Origin of the sequence: Blastococcus colisei, assembly GCF_006717095.1 — a bacterium.
Taxonomy (GTDB): Bacteria; Actinomycetota; Actinomycetes; order Mycobacteriales; family Geodermatophilaceae; genus Blastococcus_B; species Blastococcus_B colisei.
The window spans coordinates 2,720,853-2,732,999 of record NZ_VFQE01000001.1 but is presented as its reverse complement, the minus strand read 5'-3'; the positions used below and the strand labels follow the sequence as shown (position 1 = coordinate 2,732,999).

Below are 12,147 nucleotides of genomic sequence, written 5' to 3'. Positions count from 1 at the left end.
AGATGGTCTCGGCCTGCGTCCGTGCGGGGGGCAGCGGGGGGACGACGAGCGGACGGCGGTGACGGCGCTTCAGATCGGCGGGCAACCGGCGTCGGTGAGCGTCTTCGGCCAGCTGGCGGGCAGCGATCACCGATGCGGTGTCCGTCGTCGTGCGGTGGATCTCGAGCAACGCAGGCTCCCCTCGCTCGGCCCCCTGTACGTAAAGACGCAGCGAGGGGGAGCGAAGGATGACACGCTCCGGCCACGATCCGGTAACGATCGGAGTCGGTCGTGCTCAGGTGCGGGGGAGCCCCAGGTCGGCAAGGGCCACGGTCACTGCGTCCTCGTGCAGCAGATCGAGCACGAGCAGCCGGTGCACGAGCACGCCGAGACGGGTCAACCGCAGGTCGGCAGGGCGGAGCCGGGGGAGCGTGGCCACCGGGCGCACCGGAACCGGTGGCGGGTCCAGCAGGCCGCTTCGCTGCAGGTCCGCCACGTCCTCGCGGGCGCCCCACGCCGACCACGCCCTCGGCTCGTCCTCCAAGGGGGTCATCGGCAGCGGCACGCGGTCCCGGCGGCCCACCCCGGCCATCAGCGCGAGCTGCCGCCAGGTCAGCGATCCAGCGAGCCGCAGGGCCCGGCCGGCCAGGGCGAGGTCCACGTCGGGGGAGACGGCGACCTCCGCCAGGAGATAGCCCAGGTGCCGGACCCGCCGCTCCTCGGTCGACCGGCGCGCGGCAGCGACGACCGCCTCGGCGAGCTCGTCGGCAGATGGACGGTCACCTGACCGCGGATCGAACCACCCGTCGGTGCGCGCCGACCGGCCGTTGCGGTGCAGCGTCGCCGCGTACTCCACGGCGAAGGCCAGGACGGCGCCGGCGCGCACCCGCTCACGGAGGACCGTCACACCGGCCTCCTCGTCGGCGACCGCGCGCAGACAGGCGGCGAACCGGTCGTCCACCGCGACCATCGCCGCCGTCGGCTCGAAGAGCACGGTCGCGGCCGCCCGGCACATCGACCCGGCCACGGCGCTCCCGGCCTCGACGAGGGCGCGGCCGGTCGAGGTCTGCTCGGATGCGGTCACCCGGTGATCTTCGTCCGTTCCCGCGCGCACCTGCACGCCGGGAGGCGGTCCCTCACCACTGGGGGGCAGTCGCGGTGAGGAGAACGGAACACGAGTTCAGCGCCGGGGCGACTCAGGTGTTACCCGCCGTTGCGACCGTCGTCCCATGGCCGCCCCCACCCGCCCAGCCCGGACGACGATCGAGCAGGAGACGGTCGCCGCGCCGCCGTCCGGCCGTGGGGGGAGATGGATCGACGACTGGCGACCGGAGGACCCGCAGTTCTGGGAGACCACCGGCCGGCCGGTCGCGCGCCGCAATCTCCTCTTCTCGATCTTCTCCGAGCACATCGGCTTCTCGATCTGGAGTCTCTGGTCGGTCCTCGTGCTCTTCCTGCCCGAGGCCGTGTACGGCATCGACCCGGCCGGCAAGTTCCTGCTCACCACGTTGCCGACCGCACTGGGGGCCTTCGTCCGGTTGCCCTACACGTTCGCGGTCGCGAAGTTCGGCGGCCGCAACTGGACGATAATCAGTGCGGCCCTGCTGCTGATCCCGACAGTCGCCACCGCGGTCGTGCTGGAACCCGGAGTCTCGTTCACGACACTGCTCGTCGTCTCGTGCCTGGCCGGCGTCGGTGGCGGCAACTTCGCCAGCTCGATGGCCAACATCAACGCCTTCTACCCCGACCGGCTCAAGGGCTGGGCGCTCGGCCTCAACGCCGGCGGCGGCAACCTGGGCGTCCCCGTCGTCCAGGTGGTCGGGCTGCTGGTGCTGGCGACGATCGGCGCCGAGCACCCGCGGGTCATCATGCTCCTCTACGTGCCGCTGATCGTGGTCGCGGCCCTCGGCGCGGCCCTGGTCATGGACAACCTGACGACGGCGCGCAACCAGCCCCGCGCCATCCGGGAGGCGACCCGCGAGCCGCACACCTGGATCATGTCCTTCCTCTACATCGGGACCTTCGGCTCCTTCATCGGCTTCGGCTTCGCCTTCGGTCAGGTGCTGCAGAACCAGTTCACCGACTCGTTCGCGACGCCGCTCGCCGCCGCCTCGCTCACCTGGCTGGGCCCGCTGCTCGGCTCCCTCGTCCGTCCGGTCGGCGGCTCCCTGGCCGACCGGTTCGGCGGCGCACGCATCACGTGCTGCAACTTCGTGGCGATGGCCCTGGGCGCAGGCGTGGTCTGGACGGCGAGCCAGGTGGAGTCGCTGCCCCTGTTCGTCGTCGGCTTCGTGCTGCTGTTCGTGCTCAGCGGCATCGGCAACGGCTCGACCTACAAGATGATCCCGGCGATCTTCCGGTCGCAGGCGCTGCAGACCGTGGCCGCCGGCGGGGACGCGGTGGCCGCGGAGCGCCGGGCGCTGCGGATGTCGGGGGCGCTGATCGGCATCGCCGGCGCGATCGGCGCCTTCGGCGGGGTGCTGGTCAACCTGGCGTTCCGGCAGTCCTTCATGACGACGGGCACCGGCGACTCCGCCTACCTCGTGTTCATCGCGTTCTACGTCGCCTGCGTCCCCGTCACCTGGACCGTGTACCTGCGCCCGAAGGCCCTCCACGGCGCCGTCTGACGGACCTCGTCCTGTCGGTGGGTGCTGCCACGATGGCGGCATGGCGATCGAGGTGCGTCCGGCGAGCAGCTTCGGCGACGTCGCGACGATGGTCGGCCCCAGACGGCCGGACGCGAACGTGTGCTGGTGCCTGAGCTACCGGATCCCGTCCAGGGAGAACCTCGAGCTGCGTGGGCCTGCGCGGGGGGAGCGCGTACGGCAGCTGGTCCGGGAGGACCCGCCGCCCGGCGTCCTCGCCTTCGACGGCGACGAGGTGGTCGGGTGGGCCGCCGTCCATCCGCGCGCCGACACGAGCTTCGCCCGCAACCGCAGGATCCCGCACGTCGACGACCTCGACGTCTGGTCGCTGTGGTGCGTCCGCGTGCGTCCCGGGCACCGGGGACAGGGCATCGGCCACGCGCTGGTCGGCGGCGCCGTCGAGTTCGCCCGCGACCGTGGCGCCCCCGTGGTCGAGGCGTACCCCGTGGACAACGACGGCGCGAAGGTCGACCTCACGATGGCCTACGTCGGTACACGGGCACTGTTCGAGCGGGCCGGGTTCGTTAAGGCGGCCGACACGCAGTCGGTGCTCAATGGCTTCCCCCGCGTGCTGGTGCGACGAGACCTGCGCTGAGGTCTCGACCATGTCGAGCGCGCCCCGGGCGTGCCGGTGATGACGAGATTTGCGGTGTGGCAGCCACCCGCGCGGAAGCGCCACCGGCTCTGGCGTTACGGCTATGACGACGCTGGCGCAGGCCGCGTATGACGCCCTGGGGACCAATAACGTCATAACACGTTATGTGCTTGAGGGCTGACCTCCTTGCACATTCTCCCTCGGCACAACTCTTTTCTGGTAACACGTAGTCTAAAATCAATGCCGCTAAGGCAACATTCAAAGCAACGCGTTTGCGACTTGTCAACTTATACTAATCGCCGTGCCATTCATCTTAAATGCGAACTGTGGCGTGTAATGCGTCGTGCCGCTAGGCTGTCACGTGTGACCACGGTTTCCGCGCCGCCTGATACGTTGCTACGACTGACCTTTGTGCGTCGCTACGACGACCAATTGAACTTTGCTGAACTGCAGCGGTACTTCTGGGGAGTCCGTTCAGTCATGACGGTTGGCTACCGGGTGGCGGTTGAGCTCGAAGAAGACGATGCCGACGTAGCATCCAATTTCGACGCTAGTGAACTGCGGGTTCGGCGCGTCTCTTACGCCAGCCCTATGGAAGTCGTATTCGACATTGCCCCTTGGGGAGCGGCGTTTGCTGCCTCCAGAGGTGTCATATGGCTCTGGGAGCGGGTCAACAGGGCAAGAATCGGGCACGCAAAGACCAGAGTTGAACTTGCCAGGCTTCGAAACGAGCTAACCACTGTCAAGCAGAATCCAGCCACCGTTAGTGATTGGGAGGCGCTAGAGCGATTCGTGGACGACACGGAACGCATCGCACTGACGGAGCCTGGGGAGCAGCCAGAAGGATCGTAAGAGCGTCCGGCCCGTCAGACCTTCAGGCGGTAGCCGCGCTTCACGACGGTCTCGACGACCGGCGCGCCGAGGGCTGCGCGCAGGCGGGTCACGGCCATCTCCGCCGCGTGCCCGTCCCCGCCGCCGGGCAGGGAGGCGACCAGATCGGCGCGGGGGACGACGTGACCGGGACGCCGGGCCAGCTCGCGCAGCACGGCCATCGGACCCGGGGCCAGCTCGACGAGCCGACCGTCGAGGACGACGGCGTACCCACGGACCTGCAGCGTGTGCGGGCCGAGCCGCAGCATCGGGTTGCGCTCGGGCAGCCGGGCGACGACCTCGCGGGCCAGCGCACCGAGCCGGGCGCGCTCGGGCTGGGCGGACGGGATGCCCGCGGCGTCCAGCGGGCCGGCGGTCACCGGGCCGACCGCGACCGCCAGGACCCGCTCGCGCAGGGCGGTGACGACGTCCTCCCGCAGCCCGAGCTCGTCGGCCACGGCGAGCAGGCTGGCCGCGGCGGGTGCGCTGGTGAAGGTCACGGCGTCCACAGCCCCGGCGGCGATCGTGCCCACCAGCCGGCGCACGGGCCCGACGTCCTCGGGGAGCACCCAGCGGTAGACCGGAACGGTCAGGACGTCGGCGCCGGCGTCGCGCAGGCCGGCGACGAGGTCCGGCAACGGGTCCCCGTGCAGCTGGACGGCGATCCGGCGTCCCTCCAGCGGCCCCTCGGCGCCGGACAGCAGGTGGGAGAGGACCTCGGCCGACGACTCCGACTCCGGTGACCACGCGTCCACCAGGCCGCCGCCGCGGATCGCGCCCCGGGCCTTGGGGCCCCGCGCCAGCACCCGGGCCGGCCTGAGGTGCTCGACCAGCGGCAGGTCCCAGGCGTCAGCGGCCTCCAGCCAGCCGCGGAAGCCGACCCCGGTGGTGGCGACGACGAGATCGATAGGCCGGGCCAGCACCTCGCGGGTGGCGGCGACCAGCTCGGCGTCGTCGGCCAGCGGGACGATCCGGATCGCCGGGGCGTAGACCACCCGGGCACCCCGGCGGTCCAGCAGCGCGCCCAGCTCCTCCTTGCGTCGCGCGGCCGTCACCGCGACCGTGTAGCCGGCCAGCGGCAGGAGCTCGGTCTCCGGGGCGCTCTGGCTCATTGCCCCATGGTGCTGCGCCGGTGTATCCGGCGTGTGTCGGGAAGATGAGACCCGGCGCACGGAACCATCAGACCAGGACGAGGGCGTCGCCCGTCGGGGACGTGCCGTCGACCCGGAGATCGGCCCGGGCGCGGGTGTGCTCCCGGGCGAACTCCGCGGCCTCGGTGACCAGCCAGCGCTGCCATGCGGGCTCCAGGTCGGCGCCGTCGCGGGCCAGCCCCCGGGCGAGGCGCAGCCCGGCCGGCGCCTCCACCCACAGGCGCAGCGTCGCCCACGGATCGAGCGAGCGGGGGCTGCTCCCGCAGCCCTCGACGACGAGCACCGCGGGCGCCGGGACGGCCACCGGCTCTGCGGTGAACCGGCTCGTGGCCCAGTCGTAGCGGTGGTGACCCCCGGCGCGTCCCTCGGCCAGCGGCCGCAGCACCCCTGCCTGCAGCCGCGCGACGGCGCCGGTGATCGTCCAGCCGGCGTAGAGGTCCTCCAGGTGGACCAGCGTGGCGGCGTCGCCGAGCGCGGACACCAGCCGGGTGGCGAGGGTGGTCTTGCCGGAGCCGGCCGGCCCGTCCACGCAGACCAGCCGGACGTCGCCGAGCCGCGCGGGCGCCGTCCGCACCCGCTCGGCCAGCGCGTCGATCGACAGGACGGCGCTCAGCGGACGCCCAGGGTCCACGTCGGCACCGGCCCGCCGCTGCTGACGACCAGCCCCCGGCTCGCGAGCAGGCGCAGGTGGGCGTCGGTCTCGGTGACGGCGAAGATCCGCATCCGCCGCTCGTACTGCTCCCAGGGGCGGGACCAGGTGAGGTAGGCGGCGAGATCCCACGGGGTGGAGCCCGGATGGTCGCGGATCGCGGTGAGCAGCTCGGTCAGCCGCTGCTCGTGGTGGCCGGTGAGTGCGTCGACCCGGGTGTCCAGGCCGCGGAAGCGCCACTCGTGCGCCGGCAGCACCTCGTCGGGGTCGAGGTCGCGGACGGCGGCCAGTGACTCGAGGAAGTCGCGCAGCGGATCGGCCGCCCCGCGCTGACCGGTGGAGATGTTCGGGGTGATCCGGGGGAGGACGTGGTCGCCGGAGAAGAGCAGTCGCGCATTCTCCTCGGCGAAGCAGAGGTGGCCCGGCGTGTGCCCCGGGGTGTGGACGGCGCGCATCCGCCAGCCCGGGAAGTCCGCGACCTCGCCGTCCTCGAGGAACCGGTCGGGAACGGCCATCCGCAGAAACGCCTCCATCCGCTCGGGCGGCCCGACGTCGGAGGTCGCCTCCTCCCGGTCGGCGCCCAGGCCCACGAGGAACTCGATCTCACCGGCGACCGCCTCGGCGGCGCCGGTGGCGTTGAGGCCGGCGACGACGGTGGCGTCGGCCGGGTGCATGGCGATCCAGGCACCGGAGGCCTCGCGCACGCGGGAGGCCAGCCCCAGGTGGTCGAAGTGCAGGTGGGTCACGAGGACCCCGCGGACGTCGGTGACGGCGGCGCCGATCGACGAGAGCCCGTCGGTCAGGGCGGCCCAGCTCTCGTCGCTCTCCCAGCCGGTGTCGAGCAGTCCGAGGCCTCCTCCGTCGAGCGCGAAGGCGTGCACGCTGACGTAGCGCAGCGGGTTGTGGGGGATCGGCACCGGGATCGACCACAGCCCGGCGCGCACCCGTTCCACCGGGGGCAGCGTGCGCGACTGCCAGGCGGCGTGCTGGGCGGTGCCGGTGATCTCCACGTGCTCGCACTCTGCCAGCCGCCCCGTTCCGCCCCGTTCGGCCCCGCGGACGGCGAGGGCTGCCACCATGGACCCGTGACGCGAACCCCTGCCGGCCCGGTGTCGGCCGTGCCCCGCCGGATGCGGCTGCTCCTCGCCGTCCTGGCGGCGGTCGTGGTGGGCGTGATGGTGTTCGTGGCCCTGGGGTTGAAGGAGACGACCAACACCGTCGTCACCTACCGGACCTCCGACCAGGTCGCGATCATCGGCATCGGACTCGTGCTCGCCGCGGGTGTCCTCTTCCTGGGCCGGTCCCGGGTGGACGCCGACGACGAGGGGGTGCGCGTCCGCAACGTCGTCGTCCATCACCAGCTGTCCTGGCAGGCGGTGCGTGCGGTCCGGTTCGACCGGAAGTCGGCATGGGCGTCGCTGCTGCTGGAGAACGGGGACGAGGTCTCCCTGCTCGCCGTCCAGGCGATGGACAAGGAGCACGCGGTGCGCGCCGTCGAAGGCCTGCGGGCGCTGCGCGACGCGGCCCGGGCGAACGACCCGGTCCCGCCGCCGCTGCTGTACGACAACTGAGGGAGGACTCCCTCTCCCCACCGACCGGGAAGCCGACGTCGAGCGGGTCGAGCCGCGCGCCCGGACGTCGAGCCGGCCCCGGGGCGGCCCACCGGCCGTTCAGGCGGCTGGAGCTGGTGACGGTGCGGGCCGATCGGTCCGGTGTGACCGCACCCGCCGGGGCGCTGTACCATGAAGGTGCCTCTCTGTTTCATCGAGGCACGCGAACCATCCAGCGGCCCTCCCGGGCCGTTGATCCAAGAGGAGCCCGCTCCCACCTGACGCCGTCCAGGCGCTCAGGTCCCCGGATCGCGAGAGCCGGCCGTCGGTCGGCTGTCGCGTCGCGTACGCGCCCCAGGTGCGTGCGGCACCGGAGAGTGGGCCCCGTGAGCTGATGCTCCGGGGCCTTCGTCCTTCCGGCGCCCGGGACGGGCCAGGGACTCCTCACAGGCAAGAGCAGAGGAGAGGCCATCACCGAGCCCCGCATCAACGACCGCATCCGCGTCCCCGAGGTCCGCCTGGTCGGACCCGAGGGTGAGCAGGTCGGCGTCGTGTCCATCGGCGAAGCACTGCGCCTGGCACAGGACGCCGAGCTCGACCTCGTCGAGGTCGCTCCCATGGCGCGTCCTCCGGTCGCCAAGCTCATGGACTACGGGAAGTTCAAGTACGAGTCCGCCCAGAAGGCCCGCGAGGCCCGGCGGAACCAGGCGCTCACCGTCATCAAGGAGATGCGGCTGCGCCTGAAGATCGACCCGCACGACTACGAGACCAAGAAGGGCCACGTCGAGCGCTTCCTCAAGGGCGGCGACAAGGTCAAGATCACCGTGATGTTCCGCGGCCGCGAGCAGTCGCGCCCGGAGATGGGCTACCGGCTGCTGCAGCGGCTGGCCGCCGACGTCAGCGAGCTGGGCGTCGTGGAGTCCAACCCGAAGCAGGACGGCCGCAACATGGTCATGGTGATCGCCCCGCACCGGAACCAGGCCGCCACCGACGCCGCCCGCCGCACCGCCAAGGCGGAGAAGGCATCGGCGACCGAGGAGCAGGCGCCCAGCGCCTGAGCGGCCGCACATCCGCACCACCGAGACGGCCGGGCCGTCCGGCAGCAGGACGCTGCCGACGAGCACCGACGAGAGACGAACAGGACGAGGGACATGCCGAAGCAGAAGACCCACAAGGGCACGGCCAAGCGCGTGCGCGTGACGGGGTCCGGGAAGCTCGTGCGCGAGCACACCAACAACCAGCACAAGTTCGAGCACAAGTCGTCCTCGCGCAAGCGGCGGATCAAGGGCATCGGGGTGCTGTCCCCGGCCGACACCAGCCGCATGAAGAAGCTGCTCGGTCTCTGACCGCCCCTCTTCCCGTAACGAACAGACAGGAGCTCTCACGTGGCACGCGTGAAGCGGGCGGTCAACGCCCAGAAGAAGCGCCGGACGACCCTGGAGGCCGCTGCCGGCTACCGCGGTCAGCGGTCCCGGCTGTACCGCAAGGCCAAGGAGCAGCTGCTCCACTCGGCGACGTACTCTTACCGCGACCGCAAGGCGCGCAAGGGTGACTTCCGCAAGCTGTGGATCACCCGGATCAACGCCGCGGCCCGCCTGAACGACATGACCTACAACCGGTTCATGCAGGGCCTCAAGCTCGCCGGCATCGAGCTGGACCGTCGCGTCCTCGCCGAGCTCGCCGTGAACGAGCCGGCCGCCTTCGCCGCCCTGGTGGAGACCGCGCGCGCCGCGGTCGCCGCCGCCCCGGCGAACGGTTCGACCGACACGGCCGCTGCCTGATCTCCGCAGCACCGTCCCGACGCCGTCGGTGACCGGCCCCTCCGGGTCGGCGCCGGCGGCGTCGGCGTCTGTCATGGCCGAGAAGGGAACCCAGGCGTGACCGAGTTGCTGACCGAGCGGTCCGGCCGCATCGTCGCCGCCCGCAAGCTCACCCGCCGGTCCGGCCGCGACAGCGCCGGGCTGTTCCTCGCCGAGGGGCGGCAGGCCGTTGCCGAGGCGCTCGCCGATCCGGACGGCGTCCGCGAGGTCCTCGCCACCGAGCCGGCGGCGGCCGCCCACCGCGACCTGCTGGCCGCGACCCACGTCCCGGTCCGGCTGATCACCGAGAGAGCCGCCGCAGGCCTCTCGGAGACGGTCACCCCCCAGGGTCTGCTGGCCGTCTGTGAGCTCCGGGACGTCGATCCGGGCGCGCTCGTCGCCCAGCCGCCGCAGCTGTCCGTGGCGCTGGCCGAGCTCGCAGACCCCGGCAACGCCGGCACCGTGCTGCGGACGGCGGACGCCTGCGGGGCCGGAGCGGTGGTCTTCGGGGCCGGCTCGGCCGACCCGTACGGCGGCAAGGCGGTGCGCGCCAGCGCGGGCAGCCTCTTCCACGTCGACGTCGTCCGTGGTGCACCCCTGGAGCCCCTGCTGACGCAGCTGCGCGCGGCCGGGGTGACCGTCCTCGCCGCCGACGGCGGGGGAGAGGCGGCACTCGACGAGCTGCACGACGAGCTCTCCGGCCCCGTGCTGTGGCTCTTCGGCAACGAGGCCCGCGGCGTGCCCGCCGACCTCGCGGCGGTGGCCGATCACCGGGTGCGGATCCCCATGCGCGGGCGCGCCGAGAGCCTCAACCTCGCCGCGGCCGCCGCGATCTGCCTCTATGCGACCCAGCTCGCCCAGCGCTGAGCACTTCCGCTGCGCTGATCACACCAGGCCGGCGCGCTGCCAGAGCCGCTCGGAGGGGCCGCCGATCAGGCCGACGTCGCGGAGGAACGTCACCAGGCCGCTCGAGGCGTCCCGCAGCTTGCCGGCGTAGTGCACGTTGGCCCGCGCCGCGGCCTTCGCCGTCTTCGGGTCCAGGCCCACGGACGCGTAGACCTGGGGCTGCACCAGGTTCTCGGCGACGATGGCGGCCACCGCGGCCACCGCCGTCCGGTGCCTGCGCAGCTGCCAGCGCGAGAGCTCCGGGGTCCGGCGGGCGATCTCCTCGCGGGCGAACCGCATGTGCCGGGCCTCCTCCACCACGTGGATCTGGCTGGTGGCGCGGGTCAGCGGCTGGACTCGCTCGTCCTTCATCAGGTCCCGCTGGAAGATGTCGAGGATCTCCTCGGCCACCAGGATCGCCGCGTAGGCCGCCGGGCCGTCGAACCGCTGCACGAAGGCCTTCCCCAGCCGCAGGATCGTCGCGGGTGGCTGGTAGGACGGCGCCCCGAACGTCGCTGCGGTGCGGGCGAACATCACCGAGTGCCGGCACTCGTCGGCGATCTCGGTCAGGGCCCACTGGACGTGCGGCTGCGCGGGGTCCTCGCCGTAGACGTCCTTGAGCACGAGCTGCATGAGCAGGCACTCGAACCAGATGCCGACGCCGGAGATCGAGCAGTACTCGTGGACGGTGAGCGTGACGCGCTGCTCCTCCGTCAGCGAGTCCCACATCGGCGTGCCGTACAGCGTGGACCACTCCGGTGACAGACCGTAGAGGTCGTCGGGGATCGGCGCGGCCCAGTCGATGTCCACGACAGGGTCGTAGGACCTCTTGGCCGCCGAGCCCAGGAGACGGCTGGAGAGTTCCTCCCGGTCGACCGGCCTGCGGCCGGACTGAGCCGGCGTGGAAGTGGGCATGGTGGACGGGATCGTGGCAGTCATCGGCGAGCTCCCCCGGGACGTCGGAACGCGGCTGTTGAGGAAAGGTAGCTGTTACCGTGAAACACATGCAAGATGTGGCGGAGGACCGGGGCGCGCCGCCACGATCCGACGGCTCACCGGCTCCCGAGGCGCCCCACCAGGACGGCCGGCGGTCCCGCTGGACCGAGCACCGCCGGGCCCGCCGCGAGGACCTGGTCGGCGCCGCGGTGGAGGCCGTGCGGTCGGCTGGGCCGGAGTTCTCGGTGGACGACGTCGCCCGGAGCGCGGGGGTCTCGAAGACCGTCATCTACCGCTACTTCTCCGACAAGGACGAGCTCGTCGACGCCGTCCTGGAGCGGATCTCCCGGACGGTCCTGCTCCCGCGGCTCCTCGGCGAGATCGCCCGCGAGCAGCCCGACGACCGAGCGGGCCTGCGCGCGGTCATCACCGCGTTCGTGTCCCTGATCGAGGACGAGCCCGAGCTCTACCGGTTCGCCTACGCGCAGACCGGCCGGTCGGGGCGCGCGGACCTCGTGGCGGCCACGGAGCACCAGATCGCCGCCGCCCTGGCCACCCTGATGGCGGCTCGGCTGGACCACGCCGGGCTGCCCACGGAGCCCGCCACCACGTGGGCCTACGGCGTGGTCGGGATGGTCCAGCTGTCGGCGCACTGGTGGTCCACGGCCCGGACCGTCCCGACCGCCGAGCTGATCGAGCAGCTGGTCGCCCTGGCCCACGGCGGGCTCGGCGCCCTGCTGCCGCCGCCCCGCTGATCCGGGAGGGAGCTCCGATGTCCGGCCACGAGGAACCCGAGGGCTACGACGGGGAGGTCACCCTGGCCCTCGAAGGGGAGCCGCCACGGGCGGCCCGCGCGGCACTGGCCGCGCGGTTCGACCCGCTCGCCGGCCACGTCGTCTGGTCGGGCAGGGTCGCCACCGATCTGCCCGCCCGGACGGCACTGGTGCTGAGCACGCCGCACGGCAGCGCCGCCGCAGAGGCCACCGAGCGCGACGCCTGGGGCAACACCCGGATCAGCGGCCTGGGCCGGCCGCCGTTCCCGGTGGAGCTCCTCGACGGCGACGGCGAGGGGCTCGCCCGCGACTGAC

The 12,147-nt window shown here is 72.3% G+C and carries 15 protein-coding genes; 10 read left to right on the top strand and 5 right to left on the bottom strand.

Going from position 1 to position 12,147, the window contains the following annotated elements; genetic code table 11:
* Positions 1-274 precede the first annotated feature (274 nt).
* Positions 275-1,063, bottom strand: a complete 789-nt coding sequence (locus FHU33_RS13015) for a hypothetical protein (protein ID WP_142025727.1) — start codon at positions 1,061-1,063, stop codon at positions 275-277.
* Between the two features lie 145 nt (positions 1,064-1,208).
* Here FHU33_RS13015 and FHU33_RS13010 point away from each other — a divergent pair, with 145 nt between their 5' ends.
* The 3 genes from FHU33_RS13010 (at position 1,209) to FHU33_RS13000 (ending at position 4,071) form a co-directional block, all read left to right on the top strand.
* Entirely contained in the window at positions 1,209-2,606 is a 1,398-nt protein-coding gene (locus FHU33_RS13010; RefSeq protein WP_142025726.1) for a nitrate/nitrite transporter, read from the top strand.
* 40 nt (positions 2,607-2,646) lie between these two features.
* Complete coding sequence (locus tag FHU33_RS13005; RefSeq protein ID WP_142025725.1) at positions 2,647-3,219, top strand: GNAT family N-acetyltransferase; 573 nt, start codon at positions 2,647-2,649, stop codon at positions 3,217-3,219.
* Positions 3,220-3,582: 363 nt separating this feature from the next.
* The gene (locus tag FHU33_RS13000) at positions 3,583-4,071 is read left to right on the top strand and encodes a hypothetical protein (protein ID WP_142025724.1); all 489 of its coding nucleotides are present in this window, start codon (positions 3,583-3,585) and stop codon (positions 4,069-4,071) included.
* A gap of 14 nt (positions 4,072-4,085) precedes the next feature.
* On the opposite strand, the gene FHU33_RS12995 is transcribed toward FHU33_RS13000, so the two are convergent.
* The 3 genes from FHU33_RS12995 to FHU33_RS12985 form a co-directional block, all read right to left on the bottom strand.
* Positions 4,086-5,201 (bottom strand): uroporphyrinogen-III synthase, encoded by a 1,116-nt coding sequence (locus FHU33_RS12995; protein ID WP_142025723.1) that lies wholly within the window; start codon positions 5,199-5,201, stop codon positions 4,086-4,088.
* A 67-nt stretch (positions 5,202-5,268) separates the two neighbouring features.
* Positions 5,269-5,871 carry a uridine kinase family protein gene (locus tag FHU33_RS12990; protein WP_246063578.1) on the bottom strand — a complete coding sequence of 201 codons (603 nt, stop codon included), beginning with the start codon at positions 5,869-5,871 and terminating at the stop codon, positions 5,269-5,271.
* Positions 5,850-6,968: an MBL fold metallo-hydrolase gene (locus tag FHU33_RS12985; RefSeq protein ID WP_142025722.1), complete on the bottom strand. Its 1,119-nt coding sequence runs from the start codon at positions 6,966-6,968 to the stop codon at positions 5,850-5,852. The genes FHU33_RS12990 and FHU33_RS12985 overlap by 22 nt, the downstream gene beginning before the upstream one ends.
* Positions 6,969-6,974: 6 nt before the next feature.
* On the opposite strand from FHU33_RS12985, the gene FHU33_RS12980 reads away from it, so the two are divergent.
* From FHU33_RS12980 to FHU33_RS12960, 5 genes are all read left to right on the top strand, one after another.
* Positions 6,975-7,460, top strand: coding sequence for a PH domain-containing protein (locus FHU33_RS12980; RefSeq protein ID WP_246063576.1), 486 nt, complete (start codon positions 6,975-6,977; stop codon positions 7,458-7,460).
* Between the two features lie 449 nt (positions 7,461-7,909).
* A complete protein-coding gene (gene infC / locus FHU33_RS12975) occupies positions 7,910-8,497 on the top strand; it encodes a translation initiation factor IF-3 (RefSeq protein WP_142025721.1) in 588 nt (195 codons plus the stop codon).
* A 93-nt stretch (positions 8,498-8,590) separates the two neighbouring features.
* Positions 8,591-8,785, top strand: a complete 195-nt coding sequence (gene rpmI, locus FHU33_RS12970; protein WP_092200389.1) for a 50S ribosomal protein L35 — start codon at positions 8,591-8,593, stop codon at positions 8,783-8,785.
* Between the two features lie 39 nt (positions 8,786-8,824).
* Positions 8,825-9,220 carry a 50S ribosomal protein L20 gene (gene rplT, locus FHU33_RS12965; protein WP_142025720.1) on the top strand — a complete coding sequence of 132 codons (396 nt, stop codon included), beginning with the start codon at positions 8,825-8,827 and terminating at the stop codon, positions 9,218-9,220.
* 96 nt (positions 9,221-9,316) lie between these two features.
* Positions 9,317-10,105 (top strand): TrmH family RNA methyltransferase, encoded by a 789-nt coding sequence (locus FHU33_RS12960; protein WP_142025719.1) that lies wholly within the window; start codon positions 9,317-9,319, stop codon positions 10,103-10,105.
* 18 nt (positions 10,106-10,123) lie between these two features.
* Here the strand turns inward: FHU33_RS12960 and FHU33_RS12955 are convergent, their stop codons facing one another.
* Complete coding sequence (locus FHU33_RS12955; RefSeq protein WP_142025718.1) at positions 10,124-11,062, bottom strand: AurF N-oxygenase family protein; 939 nt, start codon at positions 11,060-11,062, stop codon at positions 10,124-10,126.
* A gap of 65 nt (positions 11,063-11,127) precedes the next feature.
* Between FHU33_RS12955 and FHU33_RS12950 the strand changes: the two genes are divergently transcribed.
* Entirely contained in the window at positions 11,128-11,814 is a 687-nt protein-coding gene (locus FHU33_RS12950) for a TetR/AcrR family transcriptional regulator (protein WP_142025717.1), read from the top strand.
* Between the two features lie 17 nt (positions 11,815-11,831).
* Positions 11,832-12,146, top strand: a complete 315-nt coding sequence (locus FHU33_RS12945) for a DUF4873 domain-containing protein (protein ID WP_142025716.1) — start codon at positions 11,832-11,834, stop codon at positions 12,144-12,146.
* Position 12,147: the final 1 nt, after the last annotated feature.